Source organism: Streptomyces sp. NPDC002787 (assembly GCF_053592095.1).
Map to the genome: position 1 here is coordinate 1 of NZ_JBSFVC010000013.1, position 17,673 is coordinate 17,673.

Below are 17,673 nucleotides of genomic sequence, written 5' to 3' on the forward strand. Positions count from 1 at the left end.
GGTCACCGCCCTCAACCCGCACATCGGCTACACGGCCGCCACCGACATCGCCAAGGAGGCCCTCGCCACCGGCCGGGGCGTCGCCGAACTCGTCCAGGAGAAGGGCCTGTTGCCGGCCGAACGGCTCCAGGAACTGCTGAGGCCCGAGGTGCTCGCGGGCAGTGGGTCCCCGCAGGGCTAGGAAGCGAACCACCACGAGGGCCGGCTGGGCGGCGGAACGATGATCCCGTTCCTGTCCCTCCAGCCGGCCCTCGACACGGGCTGCCACACGCGGGCCCTTCGGCGACCGTTTCTCGCGGTTGGCTGTTTTCTGACTTGTCGCGCCAAGCGGCCGAAAACGGACTTACGACGGAGATGTTCCATGCGCAGGATGGTGTGACATGAACATGACCAAGAGATTCGCTGTCATCGGCACGACCGCCGCCGCCGTCGCCGCGACCACGCTGGCCATGGCTCCGACCGCGTCGGCCGATTCCTACAACGGGTGCGGCTACCCCCGCGTCTGTTTCTACCTCACGCAGTCCAACTGGAACAACGCGAACTACACCGCCGCGTATCAGGACGTCACCACGTCCTACCAGAACCTCGGTCCCAACAGCCGCGGCGCGGACTGGGTGCACAACACCCGAAACGACGACCGGGCCTACCTCCGGTACATCCGCAACAGCAACGGAGCGACCGAGTACGTCTGCGTCCCGCCGAACCACTCGATCAACTTCACCTCGGCCTTCACCGTGACCGGCATCAGGATCGACACGGCGTCCACCTGCTGACCGACACCTCGGCACGGCAGAGCCGGCCCGCCGTCCCCTCGGGGGCGGCGGGTTCGCTCATGGTCACGTCCTGGTACCCGACACGAGGGCGTCACGTCGTCTCCCCGCTACCCGGCGTTGACACGCTGACCGAGTGTTGGCCATCGCTTTTCCCGTCGACCTCCGCCGCTGCCAGGCCCTTGGCCTGGCCGGATCCGCCTTTCTCGCCCTGGGAGGTGAGACCGCCGGCGCCCTGCCGGTCCAGGACCTGATCTCGCCGACATCCGGACGCGGTGCGCTGGGGCTGGTCGGTGTTTACTTCGGCGTCGTCCTGCTGATAGCCGCCTGGGCGCTGCTGGGGAAGGTGATACGGGGCCCCGAGCCCCCGACACCCCGCGCCCTGCTCCTCGTTCTGGCCGTCTGGGCGGCGCCCCTGCTGCTCGCGCCACCCCTGTTCAGCCGGGACGTGTACAGCTACCTCGCCCAGGGCGCCATGGTCGACGCGCACATCGACGTCTATGTGCACGGGCCCGCCAGGCTCGGTGGCCCGCTCGCCGACGAGGTGGCGCCGATGTGGCGGCACACGGCGACGCCCTACGGCCCGGTCTTCCTCGCCATGGCCTCCGGGCTCTCCGGCCTCACCGAGGGACGGATACCGGCCGGGCTCATCGGGATGCGTCTGATCGCCCTGCTCGGTGTGGCCCTGATGGCCGTCGCGCTGCCCCGCCTCGCCCGGCACAGCGGTGCCGACCCGGCCGTCGCCCTCTGGCTCGGCGCGCTCAACCCGCTCGTGCTCCTGCACCTCGTGGCAGGGGCCCACAACGACGCGATGATGCTGGGGCTGCTGGGCGTCGGGCTGGTGCTCGCCCGGGGCCGGTGGTACCTCTTCGGCGTCGTCCTCGTCACGCTCGCCGCGCTGGTCAAGGCACCCGCCGCGCTCGGCCTGCTGGCGGTGGTCGTGATGCGCGGCCGTACCGGATGGATACGGACCACCCTGACCACACTGGCCGTCGCCTCGGGCACCACCGCCGCCGCGACTGCCCTGACCGGCACCGGGTACGGCTGGATCGCGGCCCTGCGGACCCCGGTGTCCCCGCAGAACTGGTCGCCCACCAGTGTCCTCGGCCGCGCCACCGGCACCCTGCTCCACGACCTCGGCAGCGACCTCGCCCCGCTCGCGCTCCCGGCCTGGCGCACGGCCGGACTCCTGCTGACCCTGGCCGTCGTCCTCTTCATATGGCTCCGGCTGAGACCGGGTCCGGTGTACGCGCTGGGCCTCAGCCTGGCCGTCGTGGCGGTGCTCGGCCCGGCGATCCGGCCCTGGTACGCCCTGTGGGGCCTGTTCCTCATCGCCGCGGCCGCGCCGAACGCCTCCGTGCAGCGCCGGGTCGCGGCCGCCAGCGGGGTGCTCGCGCTCGCCGTTCTGCCGAGCGGCAACCCGGCGGACACCGAACAGATCGCCCTGGCGGTGTGCGGGGGAGTCCTCGCCGTGGTCGTGCTGTGGCAGGCCCATCAGGCCGCGCAGGCACTGGTCCTGGAGCGGACGGCATGAGCGAACCGCGAAACCCGCGGTTCCGGCCGCGCGGCGACCGCGCCCGGATCCTCCTCGTCCTCGCTCTCGCCACGGCCGTCACCGTGTTCACCGCGACTGTCCCCCTGCTGCGCGACTGGTTCGACCTGCGCGTCTACCACGGCACGATCGACAGCTGGGTCCACCACGACGGCCGTATCTACGACTACCTGGTACCGGGCACCACCTACGGCTTCACATACCCGCCGTTCGCGGCCGTCGCCATGCTGCCCATGGCGCTGGTCGGGCCGCGCACCGCGATCGTGCTGTGCCTGGGGCTCAACCTGGCGGCACTCGCGGCCGTCCTGTACATGCTGGCCGGGCCGCTCCTGCGCCGCTACGGCTGGTTCGGTACCTCCCTCGCCCTGTGCGCGCTCGCCCTGTTCGAACCGCTCCGGGACACCTTCAGCTTCGGCCAGGTGAACCTGTTGCTGCTGGCCCTCGTGCTCGCCGACGCCTGGCTGCTGTCCACCGGCCGGGCACGCTGGGCGGGCGTGGGCATCGGCCTGGCGGCGGCGGTGAAGCTGACGCCCGCGATCTTCATCGGGATGCTGCTGCTCGCCCGGCGGTGGCGGGCCGCCGGGCTCGCGACGGCTGTCGCCGCGGCCGCCACCGCGGCGGCGGCCTGGATCGCCCCGGCCGCCTCGCGCTTCTACTGGACCGAGGCGCTGTGGGACACCAGCCGCATCGGCCGCCTCGACTACGTCTCCAACCAGTCGCTGCAAGGGGTCCTCGCCCGGCTCGTCGCCCCGCACGAACCGAGCCGCCCCGTATGGGCGTTGCTGGTGGCCGCAGTGCTGTGCGTGTGGGCGTGGCGGGTGCGTACGGCGGTGCGCGGCGAGGACTGGATCGCGGCCTTCGCCCTCACCGGGCTGGCCGCGTGCCTGGTCAGCCCGATCACCTGGGTGCACCATCTGGTCTGGCTGCTGCCGTCCTTCGCCGTCCTGCTGCGTCACCGCCGACTGCTGCCGCTGGCGGCGGTGCTGTACGCGGTGCTGTGCAGCAGCGTGGTCTGGCTGTGGTTCGACGGTGCGTCCGGCATCGGCGGCTTCGTCGGCAGCAACACCTATGTGTGGATCACGCTCGGCCTGCTGCTGTGGCTGCCGATCGGTCAGTCGCGGGCGAGCCGGCCGCTTCTGAGCCGCAAGGCCAGCGCCACGGCCGCCGCACCGAATACGGCCGCGCCCGCGATCGCGCCCGCCTCCGGCCAGCCGAACCCGGTCACCTCCTCCTTCTCCTCCCGCACGAGCGGCTCCGACTCGGGGCCGGCCTGAGGCCCCGCCGCCGGCCGCGAAGGAAGGAGGGAGCCGACCGCGCCGACGCGCCCGGCGGCACGGAAGCCCCAGTCGAGGAGCGAGCGCGCCTCCTCGTAGACGGCGAGGCCGCCGCCCGACCGAGGCCGCATCACCGTCACGACGAGGGTGCGCCCGCCCCGTTTCGCGGCGGCGATCAGCGTGTTGCCCGCCTTGCTGGTGTAGCCGTTCTTGATGCCGATCAGCCCCGGATAGTGGTCGACACCGGCGCCGGTGAGCAGCCGGTTGGTGTTCTGGATGCCGTACGACCAGCCGCCCGCCGGGAACTTCGCCGTGGCCGTGGAGCAGTACTCGGCGAACTCCGCGTTGCGCAGCCCGGCCAGCCCGAACACCGCCAGGTCGTAGGCGGACGACACCTGGCCGGGCGCGTCGTAGCCGTCGGGTGAGACCACATGGGTGTCCCGGGCGCCCAGGGCGCGGGCCTTGTCCTGCATCTGCTCGGCGGTGGCCCGCCAGCCGCCGTTGAGGGCGGCCAGGACGCGTACGGCGTCGTTGCCGGAGCTGAGGAAGACCCCGCGCCACAGGTCGGCGACGCTGTACGTGCGGTTCTCCTTGATGCCGACCAGGCTGCTCCCGGCGCCGATGCCCGCCAAGTCCTCGCTCTGGACCGTGTGTCTGAGGCCGGCCGGGAGCCCGGGCAGCACGGTCAGCGCGAACAGGGTCTTCAAGGTGCTGGCCGGCGGCAGTTTGCGGTGCGCGTCGTGCGCGGCCAGCACCGCGCCGGAGCGGGCGTCGGCCACCAGCCAGGACACCGCGGAGACGTCCTGAGGCACCCGGGGCGCCCCGGCCCGCGGCCGTACCTGTGTCGCCGGCCGGTACAGCGACGGCGACCCCTGCGCGGCCTTGGCGTCCCGTGCGCCCGCCTGGGCAGGGACGGCACCCTCCGGGTTCGTCGCGATGGCCAGGGCGCCGAGCGCACACACGGCGGAGCAGCAGACGGCGACGCGGGAAGCAGCGGCTGCGCGGAGAGAGGATCCGATGGTCATACCGCAAACGTAGAAACGGTCCCGCCGTAGACGAGGATGCCGGGCCGGGTGAGCGGATCGAGCACCCGGATGCCGCACCTCATGCCGCCGGCAGCGTGGGCTGCACCTGCCGCAGGAACGTGGCGTTGTCCGGAGTGGCGCGCATCCGCTCAAGGAGCGTTTCCAGGTTGGCCTGTCCCTCGCGGGACCGCAGGGCGCGCCGCAGTCCTCGTACGGCGGTCAACTCGCCTGGCGTCAGGAGGAGTTCCTCGCGGCGGGTGCCGGACGGGGTGATGTCGACGGCGGGGAAGACGCGGCGGTCGGCGAGGGCACGGTCCAGCCGGAGCTCCATGTTTCCGGTGCCCTTGAGCTCCTCGAAGAAGAAGTCGTCGGCACGGGAACCGGTCTCCACCAGGGCGGTGGCCAGGATGGTGAGGGAGCCGGCCTCCTCGGTCAGCCGGGCGGCGCCGAAGAGCCGCTTGGGCCCCTGCAGCGCGGCGGCGTCGACACCGCCGCTGAGGGTGCGGCCACCGGTGGCGGCCGCGTTGTTGTGGGCCCGGCACAGCCGGGTCAGCGAGTCCAGCAGGATCACGACGTCCTCGCCCTGCTCGACGAGGCGCTTGGCGCGCTCCACGACGAGTTCGGCGAGCGCGATGTGCTGCTTGGGGGACCGGTCGAACGTCGAGGCGTACACCTCGCCCCGCACGGAGCGCCGCATGTCGGTCACCTCCTCGGGCCGCTCGTCGAGCAGCACCACCATCAGGCGGGCCCCGGGGTGGTTGGCGGCGATCGCGGCGGCCACCTGCTGGAGCAGTACCGTCTTGCCGGTCTTCGGCGGGGCCACGATCAGTCCGCGCTGACCCTTGCCGAGGGGGGCCACGAGGTCGACCAGACGGCCCGTCAGCCCGCTCGCGGGGTGTTCGAGCCGCAGCCGCTCGCGCGGGTGCAGCGGGGTGAGATCGTGGAAGTGCGGTCGGCCGCGCAGCTCTTGGGGCGTACGCCCGTTGACCCGCTCGACCTCGGTGAGGGCGCGCCGGCCGTCGTGGACGCCCTCGACGGTGTCGCCCTTGCGCAGGCCGTGGCGGCGGATCAGCGCGGCGGGGACCTGCGGGTCGGACGGGGTGGGCAGTCCGCGCTCGGTGCGCAGGTGTCCCTGCCCGCCCTGCGCGATCTCCAGGACGCCGGTGACCCGGGCGGGAGGCTGCCGGTCGATGGATGTGCGTTCGAGTGTGGTGGTGGTCATGGGTGGGGGTCCTTTCGAGGACGTCATGGAAAGCGCGTGAGGAAGGGGAGGGGAGAGCACACGTTCGCGGTTACGGCGGAGCCGTTCACGGCCGCGTGTGAGAGGCGGTCCGTGCGACGCGGAGGGTGCGGAGAAGCTGACGGCCGGTCGGTGATCGACGGGCGGTTCAGCGAGAGAGATCTCAGGAGTTGAGAGAGCGGCACCGGCGCCCGGAAAGGGGGCGATACACACGTGCCAGAAGCCAGTGTATCACCACCGGCGGGCGGCCGTTGGGGGTGTTCCTTACTGATGGCTTACCCGTGCCCTTTGAACTGATCTCGCGGCCTCCCCGTACAGAAGGGGGCACCGCCAGCGGTCTTCGCACGGAAGGAACGTCGCGTGTCGCTCTTCACGCGCTCCAGCCCATCACCCGACACGGACGAGACGGACGAGACGAGCAAGCCGTCGGCGGGGGAACCGCCGGCGTCGGACGGCCCGACCGAGGACGCGCCGACGAAGACCGACGAGGACGCGTCGGAGAAGGCCGGCGAGGACGTGCCGGAGAAGCCCGGCGAGGACGTGCCGGAGAAGCCCGGCGCGGCTGACGATGCCGGGCGGGTCGCCCGGTGGCGGCGGTACCCGACGCACTTCCGGGAGAAGTACCCCGTCGCCGCGCGGAGCGTGTCGTGGGGCATCACCGCGCTGGCCGCCGCCCTGGTGTTCTTCGCGCTGCTCATGCCGGGCCAGGCCGAGTACTTCGTGGCGCGGCAGTTCCTGCGCATACCGGTGGAGCCGATCCTCGCCGCCGCCCTGCTGATGGTGCTGCCCCGCCGGCCGAGGCTCGTCGCGGCGGTCGTCATCGGGGTGGGCCTGGCCGCGCTGGTGGTCCTGAAGGCGCTGGACATCGGCTTCAACCAATTCCTGGGCCGCGGCTTCAACGTGGTCCTCGACTGGGGCCTGCTGGACGACGCCGAGTCGTACGTCCAGGACACGCTCGGCTCCACGGGCGCGCTGGCCGCCGTGATCGGCCTCGTGGTCCTGGTGCTGTTGCTGTTCGCCCTCATGTCGCTGGCGGTGGTGCGGCTCGTGAACCTCATGGCCCGCGACCGGGACCGGGCGACCAAGGGCACGATCATCGCCGGCACCGTGTGGATCACCTGCGCCGCGCTCGGCCTGACGCCCATCGAGAACACCGCGGTCGCCTCCAGGAACACCATCGGCTTCGTGCAGGACCGCTGGGGCCGGGTCCAGGAGACCCTCCGGGACGAGGCCGCGTTCGCCAAGGAGGTCAAGAAGGACAAGTTCGCCGAGGTGCCCGCCGACCAGTTGCTGACCGGCCTGCGCGGCAAGGACGTCATGTTCGCCTTCATCGAGAGCTACGGCCGCGCCGCCCTGGAGGACCCGGCCATCTCGCCGGGCGTGAACACGGCGCTCGACGAGGAGGGCGAGGCGCTGAGCAAGGCCGGCTTCGCGGCGAAGAGCGGCTGGCTGACCTCCGCGACGTACGGCGGCAGCAGCTGGCTCGGCCACTCCACCTTCCTGACCGGCCTGTGGATCGACAACCAGAGCCGCTATCGCACGGTCACCGCCGGCGAACGCCTCACCCTGCCCGGCGCCTTCGACAAGACCGGCGCCTGGCGGACGGTCGGGGTCGTGCCCGGCGTCCAGTACAACTGGCCGGAAGGCGACTTCTACGGCTTCGACAAGGTCTACGACTCCCGCGATGTCGGTTACCAGGGACCGAAGTTCAGCTGGTCGACCATGCCCGACCAGTACGCCCTCACCGCGTTCGAGCGTCTGGAGGCGGCCAAGAAGGGCGACAAGCCGCTGATGTCGGAGATCATCCTGACCTCCAGCCACCAACCCTGGGCGCCGCTGCCGGAGATGGTCGACTGGGACGAGGTCGGCGACGGCTCGATCTACCGGGGCATCGAGAAGGCGGGCAAGGACCCGGCGGACGTCTTCACCGACCCCGTCAAGGTGAAGGAGGAGTACGGCAAATCGGTCCAGTACTCGCTGCACAGCCTCCTGCAGTACGTGGAGAAGTACGGTGACGAGAACACCGTGCTGGTCTTCCTCGGTGACCACCAGCCCATGGCCAGCGTCAGCGGCAACGGCGCCAGTCATGACGTACCCGTCACCCTCGTCGCCCGCGACCCGAAGGTCCTCGACAGGATCGACGACTGGGGCTGGTCCGACGGCCTGCGCCCCGGCGACGACGCTCCCGTCTGGCGCATGGACGCCTTCCGCGACCGCTTCCTCACCGCGTACGGCGAGGAGCCGACTGTCGCCGGCTCGCCCGCGCGGTGAGGAACCGCCCGTACCTGTGCACGGCTCACTTCGGTCCCGACACCCGACCGCCCAGTTCGAAGATGCCGTATCCGAAGCCGTGCGCGGTGATCGTGCCGTCCGCGATCTCCACGCCCTGTGCCTCGAGAGGGCGGTGAACGGCGGGTGCGTTCGGACAACTCGCCCCGTGCCGCTGCGGGTTGACCACCACCAGGTACCGGCCACCCCGTACGTACACGAACGGGTACCCCTCGTGCAGCACCTCCACCGAGCCGGTGGAGCCCAGCTCGGGGGTGTGCCTGCGGAGGGTGATCAGACGGTGTACGAGGTGGAGCAGCGAGGTGGGGTCGGCGCGTTGGGCGGCGACGGTGGGGCGGTCGGGGGACGGGTCGAGGGGGAGGTAGAGGCGGTCGGCGGGAGCGGTGGAGAAGCCCGCGTTGGGGGTGTCGTCCCACTGCATCGGGGTGCGGGACCCCGCGCGGTTGTAGCGGGGGCCGAGGACGCTGCCCTCCTTGTCGGGGAGGCCCGCGACGTAGCGCATGCCGATCTCGTCGCCGTAGTAGATCGCCGGGAGCGTCGGCCAGGTCAGCTGGAAGGCGAAGGCGGCGGGGAGCTGGTCGGCCGTGCGGGGGCCGCAGTTGAGGCGGGAGAAGTCGTGGTTGGCGGTGGGCAGGGAGATGGAGCCCGTGCCGTCGACGGCCGTGGACGCCTGTCGCCAGGCCTCGACGAAGGGGTGCGGTGAGCCCTTGCCGCTCGCGTCGAAGAAGCAGTCGAGCGGGTCCCAGTTCTCGTGGACCGTGCCCTCGCCGTTGTTCCACAGCGAGCGCAGGGCGAGGCCGTCGGTGGGGCCGCCGAAGTGGAGGAAGAAGTCCGCGTGGAAACCGGCCGGGACCGACACCTCCGGTTCGCCCCACTCGGCCAGGAGGACGGCGTCCGGGTGGGCGGAGTCCAGCCAGTGCCGCAGCTCCGTCCAGAGGCGGGCCGTCTCGGCCTTGTCCGGGTCGTCCTTGACGAGCGACGCGGCCATGTCGACACGGAAGCCGGACACACCGAGGCCCAGCCAGTGGTCCATGATCGTGCGCAGGGCGTGGCGGTTGGCGCGCGGGCCGTCGGCGTCGACCGGCAGCCGCCACGGCTCGGCCGGATTCTCGCGCGCGTAACCGAAGTTGAGGGCGGGCTGCGAGTCGAAGAAGTTCGGCAGGTACGCGCCCGGACGGGTGCCGGGGGAGGGGACGAAACCGTCGGGGCGGCCGTCCGTGGTCCAGATGTAGCGGTGGTCGTCCGGGTCGTTCGCGGACGCGCGGAACCACGGGTGGTCGATGGACGTGTGCCCGGCGACCAGGTCCAGCAGGATCCGGATGCCCCGGCGGCCCGCCTCGTCGACGAGTTCGGCCAGGCCGTCGTTGGAGCCGTAGCGCGGGGCGACGTTCAGATAGTCGGAGACGTCGTATCCGGCGTCGCGGAACGGCGAGACGAAGCAGGGGTTCAGCCAGACGGTGTCGACACCCAGCCAGGACAGGTGGTCGAGGCGGTCGGTGATGCCGGCGAAGTCCCCGATGCCGTCTCCGTCGGAGTCGGCGAAGGACTGCGGATAGATCTGGTAGAAGACGGCGTCGGCCAGCCAGGTCGGGGCAGCACGGAACGAAGTCATGTCCCGGACCATAGGCGAGGGCGGGCGCCGGCCGCTGCCCCGAGCCAGGGCCTAAGCTGACGTGATGTTCTCCCCGCAAGGCCCCAGCCTCCGCGAACTCGCCGTTCAGGCCCTCTCCTCCGTCGAACACGGCTACGACCTGCTCGCGCCGAAGTTCGACCACACGCCGTTCCGTACGCCGGACACCGTCCTGGACGCGGTCGAGGCGGCCCTGTCGTCGATGGGCCCGTTCGAGCACGGCCTCGACCTCTGCTGCGGCACCGGGGCCGGGATGGAGGTACTGCGCGAGGTGTGCCGGGAGAGCGTCACCGGCGTGGACCTCAGCGCCGGGATGCTGGTGGTGGGGAGGGACCGGGTGGGCTCCGGCGCCCCCGGCTCCGGCGGCCCCCGCGTCTCCTGGGTGCGAGGCGACGCCCGCGCCCTCCCCTTCGCCCCCGTCTTCGACCTGGCCGTCAGCTTCGGCGCGTTCGGGCACTTCCTGCCGAGCGAGCTGCCGGGACTGTTCGCCCAGGTCCACTCCGTGCTCCGGCCGGGCGGACGCTTCGCCTTCCCGCTGCCGGCCCCCGCCCCGCCGAACTCCCCCTGGTACTGGGCGGCGCTCGGCTTCGACACGGCGATGCGGGTGCGCAACGCGGTCTGGCGGCCGCCGTTCGTCATGTACTACCGGCCGTTCCGGCTCGGCGTCGTACGGCGTGAGCTGGACCTGGCCGGGTTCGAGGTGGACCTGTTCGCCCTGCCCGAGTTCGGACGACGTCCCGACGGCAGCCCACGCTGCCGGATGGTCGTGGCCACCCGCAAGGGGTGACCGGGCCGGGAGCCCGCCCACCGGGCCGTCACAGTGCGCCGTACAGCGCGTCGACCAGCGCCATCTTCCGCGGGTCGTCGGCGATGTGCGGGCCCATGCGGTTCATGACGTAGCCGAGGGAGACGCCCGCCTCCGGGTCGGCGAGGCCGCAGGAGCCGCCGTAGCCGTCGTGGCCGAAGGCCCTGGGATTCGGCCCGTACGAGCCTTGCGGGCCGCTCAGCCACAGTCCGAGCCCGACCTCGGTGTCCCGGCCGAACCCGGCGCCCAGCACCAGGTCGCGGCAGGCGCCCTGGCCCTCGCGGACCCGCTCGGCCGCCTCCGGCGACAGCACCCGCCGCCCGCCCCAGCTGCCGCGCAGCGCGAGGACCCCGTACAGCGCGGCGACCGCCCGTGCGGTGCCGTGGCCGTTGGCCGCCGGGACCTCGGCGGCCCGCCACTCGGGGCTGTTGGCCTCGGCCGCGCCGACCAGCGGGTTGGCGAGGGCGGCCAGTGCGGTGGGCGTCAACTGGGCGAAGACGGCGGCCTGTTCACTGGTCGTCGCGGCCGGCGGATGCACCAGCTCGGCCGCCCGCGACGCCTCCTCCTCCGGCAGTCCGATCGTGAAGTCGATGCCCAGCGGCCCGGTGACCTCCCGCGCCAGGAACGCGCCCGGCAGCAGCCCCGACACCCGCCGGACCACCTCCCCGACGAGGAAACCGAACGTCATCGCGTGATACCCGGACCGCGTGCCCGGCTCCCACCAGGGCTCCTGCGCCGCCAGCCGTTTGACGGTCAGCTCCCAGTCGCAGAGCTGCGCGACCGAGTGCGGCTCACGCGGCCCGGCGAGCCCGGACCGGTGCGACAGCAGATGCCGTACGAGGACGCCCTCCTTGCCCGCCGCCGCGAACTCCGGCCAGTACGCGGCCACAGGGGCGTCCAGGTCGAGCAGCCCCCGGTCCGCGAGGATGTGCGCGCAGAGCGCGGTCGGGCCCTTCGACGTCGACCACACATTGACCACGGTGTCCCGCTCCCAGGGGCGGGTCCGTGCCGCGTCGGCCCAGCCGCCCCACAGGTCCACCACGGTCTCCCCGCGCAGCGTCACGGTGACCGCCGCCCCCAGTTCGCCGCGCTCGCCGAAGTTCTCCTCGAACGCGCTCCGCACGGCCTCGAACCGCGCCTCGCAGTGACCCCGCACCTCAGCCATGCGCCCTCCGTCGTCCACCGCCGGTGACCCGGGCGCGAGCCACCCGGTGGGCCCGAACGTACCGACTGGTCGGACAGGAGGGAACCCGCGCGGCGGAACGTTCGGTCACCGCCGCCGGGCCATGGCGAGTTCGCCGCCCCCTGCCGCACCCCCACGAGCCGCTGGGCGGCCTCGGCCGTGTTCGTCCTGTCCGGCCCCCTCAGAACCGGGCGGCCAGCCAGCGCAGCTTGATCTCCTCCTGGTAGGGGCCACCGCCCTCGTGGTCGTTGAAGTCGTAGACCTCGATGCGCTTGTCGGGCTCGGCCCAGGCGTTGAAGGCCGCGAAGACCGTGGACGGCGGGCAGGTCTGGTCCTCCAGCGCCGCCGAGAACAGGGCGGCGGCCCGGCCGCGCGCGGCGAAGTGCACGGCGTCGAAGTAGGCGAGGGTGCGTGCGACCTGCTCGGTGCGGCCGCGGTGGGTCTTGAGGTACTTGCCGATCTCGCGGTAGGGATCGCGGTCGGTGATGGTGGTGGAGCGCGGGAAGTCGCACAGGAACGGCACGTCGGGCGCGACCGCCACCAGGTCGGGGACGAGCCCGCCGACCGCGAGGGAGATGCCGCCGCCCTGGCTGGAGCCGACGACGGCGGTGCGTGCGGCGTCGGTCAGCGAATGGGAGCGGGCGGCCTCCACCGCGCGTACGGCGTCGGTGTAGACCCGGCGGTAGTAGTAGTTCTCGGGGGCGTCGATGCCCCGGGTCATGAAGCCGGGGAAGGCGGGCGCGCCGCCCACCGGGTCGGGGGTGTCGCCGCCCCCGCCCCAGGCGCTGCCCTGGCCCCGGGTGTCCATGACGAAGTGCGCGTAGCCGGCCGAGGCCCACAGCAGATGGGTATGGGCCAGCCCGCGGCCGCCGCCGTAGCCGACGAACTCCACGACGGTGGGCAGCGGTTCGGTGGCCCCGGACGGGAGGACCAGCCAGCCCTTGACCGGGTGCCCGCCGAACCCGGAGTAGGTGACGTCGTACACCTCGACCGTCTTCAGATGGGTCTCGACCGGCTCGAAACGGGCGTCGAGGTCGTGCTCGCGGGCCTCCTGGAGCGTCTTCGCCCAGAAGGCGTCGAAGTCCTCGGGCTCCGTCGAAGCGCTTCGATAACCACGGAGCTCGTCCAACGGCAGGTCGAACAGGGCCATGAAGGACCACCTTTTGAGTGCTGAGGTGAGTTCTGAGGTGCGGATGATCACACCGTACGTGGGGTGCCGCGGGCCCGCCAAGAGTCTTTTCCGGGCCCGCGCAGCCCCACGGCTCACCTCCGGCCGGCGCCGAGGCTCATCTCTGATCGGCCCCGATCAGGGCCCGGACCTCGAAGTCCTCGTACACCGTCGCCTCCTCTCGGGGGCCGAGGCGGGAGCCGAACCACCCCAGCAGGAATCCCGCCGGGATCGAGACGATGCCCGGGTTCTGCAGCGGGAACCACGCGAAGTCGGCGTTCGGATAGACCGAGTCGGGGGTGGAGGAGACGACCGGTGAGAACAGCACCAGGAGGACCGACGAGAGCAGACCGCCGTACAGGCTGAGCAGGGCGCCACGGGCGGTGAACCCGCGCCAGAACAGGCTGTAGACGATCGTCGGGAGGATGGCGGAAGCGGCGATCGCGAAGGCCAGGAACGCCAGGGTCGCCGTGTTGGTGCCCCAGGCCAGCAGGGCGAACATCATGCCGAGGACGCCCATGGCCACCGCGGCGATCCGGGCGACGCCCAGCTCCTCCGTCTCCTTCGCCTTGCCCTTGCGGATGACCTCGCCGTAGAGGTCGTGAGCGACGGACGAGGCGGCGGCGAGCGTGAGTCCGGCCGCGACCGCGAGCAGGGTGACGAAGGCCAGGGCCGAGACGATCGCCGTCAGGATCTCGCCGCCCAGCTCATGGGCGAGCAGCAGTACGGCCGCGTCGCCCTTGTGGTCGATGTCCGAGATGGTCCCCCGGCCCACGAGGGCGGTGGCACCGAGGCCCAGTACGCCGGCCATCAGGCACACGAACCCGACCAGGCCCACGGCCCACACCACCGAGGCGCGCAGCACCCGGGTCTTGCGGGGGGCGAGCAGCCGCATCATCACATGGGGAAGCGCGGCGAGCCCCAGCACGATGGCCAGTTGCAGACTGAAGAAGTCGATCTTGCTGATGGGGCCCGCCCCGTAGCGCAGACCCGGTTCGAGGTAGGCGGTACCCAGTCCGCTGCCCGCGGTCGCGGAGGCCAGCAGCCCGTCGATGTTCCAGTTGAAGCGGTTCAACACCAGCACGGCGACGATCGTGACGCCGGCCACCAGCATCACGGCCTTGACCACCTGGATGAACGTGGCGCCCGGCATACCGCCGATCGCCGCGTAGATCGTCACGATCGTGCCGATGATGATCACGACCATGGTCCGTGCGGTCGGGCCCGGTTCGCCGACGAACTGGGTCATCAGGGCGATGCTGCCGACCAGTTGGGCCACGAGGTAGAGGGTGCACACGGTGAGCGTGCAGAGCGCCAGCGCCAGCCGCACGGGCCGCTGCTGCAAGGGGAGCCGCCGGGCCAGGGTGTCGCCGAGCGTGAACTTACCGGAGTTGCGCAGCGGTTCCGCGACGAGCAGCAGCACCATCATCCAGGCCACGACCGTGCCGCCGAGGTAGAGCAGACCGTCGTACCCGGTCAGGGCGACGAGGCCGGTGCTGCCGAGCAGCGTCGCGGCCGAGAGGTAGTCGCCACACATCGCGAGCCCGTTGCGCAGTGGCGACATGTCGCGGTTGCCCAGGTAGAACTCGCTGATCTCGTCGCGCTGCGGGGCCGTCAGCAGCGCGGTGAACAGGGTGATCACGACGACGGACAGGAACAGCACGAACGTCAGCCGCAGGCTGAACGCGTCGGCCACACTCGCGGAGAAGGTCACCATGCGCGGAACCGCCGTCCGGCCGGAACGCGACGCCGCTCGGCCTCACGGTCCTCCAGGTGGGTACGGAGCCGGCGGGCGACGGGGTCGATGTTCTTGCGCATGTGCCGTACGTACAGGTAGGCGGTCACGCCCATGACGGCGAACTGGGCCAGACCGAGGCTCAGTCCCACCGTCAGATGTCCTGCCACGCGCTGATTCATTACTCCTGGTACGAAACTCGACAGGAGGACGTACGCCAGGAATCCACCGACGGACAATGCGGTCGCCCATATGCCGAATCTGCGATATGCGGCGCTTATTGAACGAAATTCAGGGTGTGCGTGGATGGGCTGGCGGCCCTTCGGCGCGTGTCCCGCGGCGGCTGCGGGAGAAGGGGGAGTCGGATCACCCCCCTGATTGGGCGGGGGAGGAAACGGGACGGAACTGTCGTACCGTGCCGTGTAGTTGGACACAATGCACCCTCTTCGCTGCCTTATGTCTCGCAGTCGACTCGATCCGGTCGCGGCAGGGGTGGCAGGGGAATTCGGCCATGCGCGGGAATCGAGTCACCGTGCGGAAAATATGGGGGAGAAAGCGGAGTATGGCAGCAAGGCTCTTGAAGTATCAACTGCGTTGACGGGATGGATTTTGTGGACGTTTCGGGGTTGGCCTGGATGCGGTGCACAACTTTTGACCGAGCAAGGTTCTTGTTCGCGGTCACGCCCAACGGTGTCCCCAGTCGGGCCCGGTGCGCGCCCACTCCCGCTCCCATTCGGCCAGCCGATGCCGGGTGGCGACCCGGCGGACGGCGAAGTGCCCGAGCAGGACGAGGCCGACGACACCGCCCGTGGCGCAGGTCCCCATGGCGAGCGCGTGCTGCCAGACGGCCGTGTCGGTCGGCGGAGCCTGGACGCTGCGGCCCGCCGAGTCCAGCCAGACGTCGGCACGGTCACCGCGCTCGGTGCCCGCCGGCACCCGGGCCTCACCGGTGCGGGAGCCGCCGTCGGGCTCCGTCCAGCGGGCCTGCACCCAGTGCAGGGGCTGCTTGTCTCCGTGCACCGTGGGTACCGCGTCCGGGGCGTCCTCGACGACCACGGCGCCGACCAGGTCGAGTGCGGCCCGCTCGGCCGCGGCGTGCGCCCGCGCGTCCCCGTGGGCCCACCGGCCCACCGCCAGCCCAGCGGCCGGGGCGGCGACGACGAGGAGGAACACGACGAGCAGCACCGTCCACGCCTCGACGACGTCCGAGCGTCGGCGCAGCGGATTGGAGCGCCAACGCCACCCGAACACCTGGCCTCGCATCTCACCCTCCCTCACCGGTGCGGCCCTCATGTACGAGAACCCCGGTTAGGACTGGTCCGCACTTCCGGTGTACCCGAAAGAGGGCGTGATGGCATGGTTTGCGCCATAAATCATGGAAGTGTGTGCCACGAGGGTGCGCCGTCCCGGCCGGAAGGGTCAGCCGAACCGCTCGATGCGGATGCGGTCCACCGGCTGACCGGCCTCGACCAGCAGCCGTGAGGCGTGTTCGGCGAACGCGTTGGAGCCGCACACATAGGCCTCCCACCCGCCGGGCGGCCGCTCGGCCAGCAGCGGCACCACATGCGCCGCCGACAGCCGGCCCACCGGCACTCCCTCGGGCGCCCACCGCGTGTACACGGCGGTGCTCTCCGCGCCGTACTCCGCCGCGTAGATCAGCTCCCGCGGCCCCCGCGCGGACACCAGCAGCCGCAACGGTACGTCGAGGCCCCGCGCCCGGTGGTGGCGGACCATCGACATCAGCGGGACGACTCCGGAACCGGCGCCGATCAACAGCGCGGGCCGGTCACCGGGCCAGGCGAAGAAGCCGCTGAGGGGACCGCGCACCTCCACCTCGTCACCGGGCCGGGCCTCGGTGTGGAACCACCCGGAGACCTCACCGCCCTCGACGTGGTCCAGGGTCAGCTCGATGTGTCCGGCGTCGTCCGGCGGGGAGGCCAGCGAGTAGTGGCGCTGCGCCGTGTAGCCGTCACGGGCGGTCAGCCGCAGCATCAGATGCTGCCCGGGCAGATGCCCGGCCCATCCGGGCACCGCGAACCGGAACGTGGCCACGGCCGGCGTCTCCCGCCGGATCTCCGTCAGCGTCGCCGTCTGCCAGAGCGCCGCGGTCCGGTTGCTCACGGCGATCCGCCCGGGCACGGCGAACCGGGTGGGCGGCGTGAACGTCGGCTCGGTCGCTGTCGTCTCAGTCACCGGAGTACCGCTGCTCCTCCCACGGGTTGCCCCGCGCGTGATAGCCGTTCTGCTCCCAGAAGCCGGGCTCGTCGTGGTCGAGGAGCCTCAGGCCCGCGATCCACTTGGCGCTCTTCCAGAAGTACAGATGCGGCACCAGCAGCCGCGCCGGACCGCCGTGCTCGGCGGTCAGCGGCCTGCCGTCGTACTCCCACGCGATCCAGGCGCGCCCGCCGGTGAGGTCGGCGAGCGGGAGGTTCGTCGTGTAGCCGCTGTGCGCGTACGCGACCGCGTGGGTGGCGGACGCATCGGGCCGGACCACGTCCAGGAACGCGTCCAGGCGGACGCCCCCGAACCGCACCCCGAACTTCGACCAGCTCGTCACACAGTGGATGTCGCCCTCGTACACCGACGCCGGCAGCGCGTGCGCCTCGTCCCAGTCCCAGGAACGCGGCTCGGCCACCAGACCGTCGATCCGGAACGTCCAGTCGGCGGGCGAGAGGTCGGGGGTGACCTCGGCCGACAGCACGGGCCAGTCGTCGCCGGCGTCGTACTGGCCGGGCGGCAGCCCCGGATTGTGGACGCGGGGGCGCCCGGTGAAGCCTCGGGTGACGTTCATGGCGGTCCAACGTGACGGCGGTGACTGCTGAGTCGTACAACCGTACGTGGCGGTGGGGAGTGCTCAGCCCCGGGGGCGGCCCGTGACAGTGGACAGGGGCGGTGGTCGTGGCCCTGTAGTCGTGTCGTGACCATGGGGTAGGGTGACCGGGCCAGTCAGCACGTGGACCGAGGAGGTGAGACCCATTACCGCTGTGTCAGGTCGGGTGCTC

The 17,673-nt window shown here is 71.6% G+C and carries 14 protein-coding genes and 2 pseudogenes; 6 read left to right on the plus strand and 10 right to left on the minus strand.

What is annotated here, in order from left to right; genetic code table 11:
* From aspA to ACWD26_RS19135, 4 genes and pseudogenes are all read left to right on the plus strand, one after another.
* A pseudogene (gene aspA, locus ACWD26_RS19120) lies at positions 1-181 on the plus strand (aspartate ammonia-lyase); the annotation flags it as partial.
* Between the two features lie 205 nt (positions 182-386).
* Positions 387-773: a hypothetical protein gene (locus tag ACWD26_RS19125; protein WP_451271491.1), complete on the plus strand. Its 387-nt coding sequence runs from the start codon at positions 387-389 to the stop codon at positions 771-773.
* Positions 774-915: 142 nt separating this feature from the next.
* Positions 916-2,304, plus strand: a complete 1,389-nt coding sequence (gene mptB / locus ACWD26_RS19130) for a polyprenol phosphomannose-dependent alpha 1,6 mannosyltransferase MptB (protein WP_451271875.1) — start codon at positions 916-918, stop codon at positions 2,302-2,304.
* A 251-nt stretch (positions 2,305-2,555) separates the two neighbouring features.
* Positions 2,556-3,158 (plus strand): annotated as a pseudogene (locus tag ACWD26_RS19135) (glycosyltransferase 87 family protein); the annotation flags it as partial.
* A gap of 275 nt (positions 3,159-3,433) precedes the next feature.
* Here ACWD26_RS19135 and ACWD26_RS19140 read toward each other — a convergent pair.
* Entirely contained in the window at positions 3,434-4,621 is a 1,188-nt protein-coding gene (locus tag ACWD26_RS19140; protein ID WP_451271493.1) for a D-alanyl-D-alanine carboxypeptidase family protein, read from the minus strand.
* A gap of 79 nt (positions 4,622-4,700) precedes the next feature.
* Entirely contained in the window at positions 4,701-5,843 is a 1,143-nt protein-coding gene (gene rho, locus ACWD26_RS19145) for a transcription termination factor Rho (RefSeq protein WP_451271495.1), read from the minus strand.
* A gap of 378 nt (positions 5,844-6,221) precedes the next feature.
* Between rho and ACWD26_RS19150 the strand changes: the two genes are divergently transcribed.
* Positions 6,222-8,132 (plus strand): sulfatase, encoded by a 1,911-nt coding sequence (locus tag ACWD26_RS19150; RefSeq protein WP_451271496.1) that lies wholly within the window; start codon positions 6,222-6,224, stop codon positions 8,130-8,132.
* Between the two features lie 25 nt (positions 8,133-8,157).
* Here ACWD26_RS19150 and ACWD26_RS19155 read toward each other — a convergent pair whose 3' ends face one another.
* Positions 8,158-9,762 carry an alpha-amylase family glycosyl hydrolase gene (locus tag ACWD26_RS19155; RefSeq protein WP_451271498.1) on the minus strand — a complete coding sequence of 535 codons (1,605 nt, stop codon included), beginning with the start codon at positions 9,760-9,762 and terminating at the stop codon, positions 8,158-8,160.
* A 64-nt stretch (positions 9,763-9,826) separates the two neighbouring features.
* On the opposite strand from ACWD26_RS19155, the gene ACWD26_RS19160 reads away from it, so the two are divergent.
* Positions 9,827-10,567: a class I SAM-dependent methyltransferase gene (locus ACWD26_RS19160; RefSeq protein WP_451271500.1), complete on the plus strand. Its 741-nt coding sequence runs from the start codon at positions 9,827-9,829 to the stop codon at positions 10,565-10,567.
* A 28-nt stretch (positions 10,568-10,595) separates the two neighbouring features.
* Here ACWD26_RS19160 and ACWD26_RS19165 read toward each other — a convergent pair whose 3' ends face one another.
* The 7 genes from ACWD26_RS19165 to ACWD26_RS19195 form a co-directional block, all read right to left on the minus strand.
* Entirely contained in the window at positions 10,596-11,750 is a 1,155-nt protein-coding gene (locus tag ACWD26_RS19165; protein ID WP_451271502.1) for a serine hydrolase domain-containing protein, read from the minus strand.
* A 199-nt stretch (positions 11,751-11,949) separates the two neighbouring features.
* Positions 11,950-12,918: an acetylxylan esterase gene (locus ACWD26_RS19170; RefSeq protein ID WP_451271504.1), complete on the minus strand. Its 969-nt coding sequence runs from the start codon at positions 12,916-12,918 to the stop codon at positions 11,950-11,952.
* A gap of 136 nt (positions 12,919-13,054) precedes the next feature.
* Positions 13,055-14,653, minus strand: coding sequence for a solute symporter family protein (locus ACWD26_RS19175; RefSeq protein WP_451271505.1), 1,599 nt, complete (start codon positions 14,651-14,653; stop codon positions 13,055-13,057).
* Positions 14,647-15,105 carry a DUF485 domain-containing protein gene (locus ACWD26_RS19180; RefSeq protein ID WP_451271507.1) on the minus strand — a complete coding sequence of 153 codons (459 nt, stop codon included), beginning with the start codon at positions 15,103-15,105 and terminating at the stop codon, positions 14,647-14,649. The genes ACWD26_RS19175 and ACWD26_RS19180 overlap by 7 nt, the downstream gene beginning before the upstream one ends.
* A gap of 244 nt (positions 15,106-15,349) precedes the next feature.
* Positions 15,350-15,934: an Rv1733c family protein gene (locus ACWD26_RS19185; protein WP_451271509.1), complete on the minus strand. Its 585-nt coding sequence runs from the start codon at positions 15,932-15,934 to the stop codon at positions 15,350-15,352.
* A gap of 156 nt (positions 15,935-16,090) precedes the next feature.
* Positions 16,091-16,864, minus strand: coding sequence for a ferredoxin reductase (locus ACWD26_RS19190; RefSeq protein WP_451271511.1), 774 nt, complete (start codon positions 16,862-16,864; stop codon positions 16,091-16,093).
* Positions 16,857-17,462, minus strand: coding sequence for a sulfite oxidase-like oxidoreductase (locus ACWD26_RS19195; RefSeq protein ID WP_451271513.1), 606 nt, complete (start codon positions 17,460-17,462; stop codon positions 16,857-16,859). Before ACWD26_RS19195 ends, ACWD26_RS19190 begins: the two co-directional genes overlap by 8 nt.
* Positions 17,463-17,673 lie beyond the last annotated feature (211 nt).

What these genes read in the sequence shown, in the direction of transcription:
- ACWD26_RS19165 (WP_451271502.1), bottom strand. Translation starts at nt 11,750, where the DNA reads ATGGCTGAGGTGCGGGGTCACTGCGAGGCGCGGTTCGAGGCCGTGCGG.
- ACWD26_RS19185 (WP_451271509.1), bottom strand. Translation starts at nt 15,934, where the DNA reads ATGCGAGGCCAGGTGTTCGGGTGGCGTTGGCGCTCCAATCCGCTGCGC.
- ACWD26_RS19140 (WP_451271493.1), bottom strand. Translation starts at nt 4,621, where the DNA reads ATGACCATCGGATCCTCTCTCCGCGCAGCCGCTGCTTCCCGCGTCGCC.
- ACWD26_RS19195 (WP_451271513.1), bottom strand. Translation starts at nt 17,462, where the DNA reads ATGAACGTCACCCGAGGCTTCACCGGGCGCCCCCGCGTCCACAATCCG.
- ACWD26_RS19175 (WP_451271505.1), bottom strand. Translation starts at nt 14,653, where the DNA reads ATGGTGACCTTCTCCGCGAGTGTGGCCGACGCGTTCAGCCTGCGGCTG.
- rho (WP_451271495.1), bottom strand. Translation starts at nt 5,843, where the DNA reads ATGACCACCACCACACTCGAACGCACATCCATCGACCGGCAGCCTCCC.
- ACWD26_RS19170 (WP_451271504.1), bottom strand. Translation starts at nt 12,918, where the DNA reads ATGGCCCTGTTCGACCTGCCGTTGGACGAGCTCCGTGGTTATCGAAGC.
- ACWD26_RS19125 (WP_451271491.1), top strand. Translation starts at nt 387, where the DNA reads ATGACCAAGAGATTCGCTGTCATCGGCACGACCGCCGCCGCCGTCGCC.
- ACWD26_RS19155 (WP_451271498.1), bottom strand. Translation starts at nt 9,762, where the DNA reads ATGACTTCGTTCCGTGCTGCCCCGACCTGGCTGGCCGACGCCGTCTTC.
- ACWD26_RS19160 (WP_451271500.1), top strand. Translation starts at nt 9,827, where the DNA reads ATGTTCTCCCCGCAAGGCCCCAGCCTCCGCGAACTCGCCGTTCAGGCC.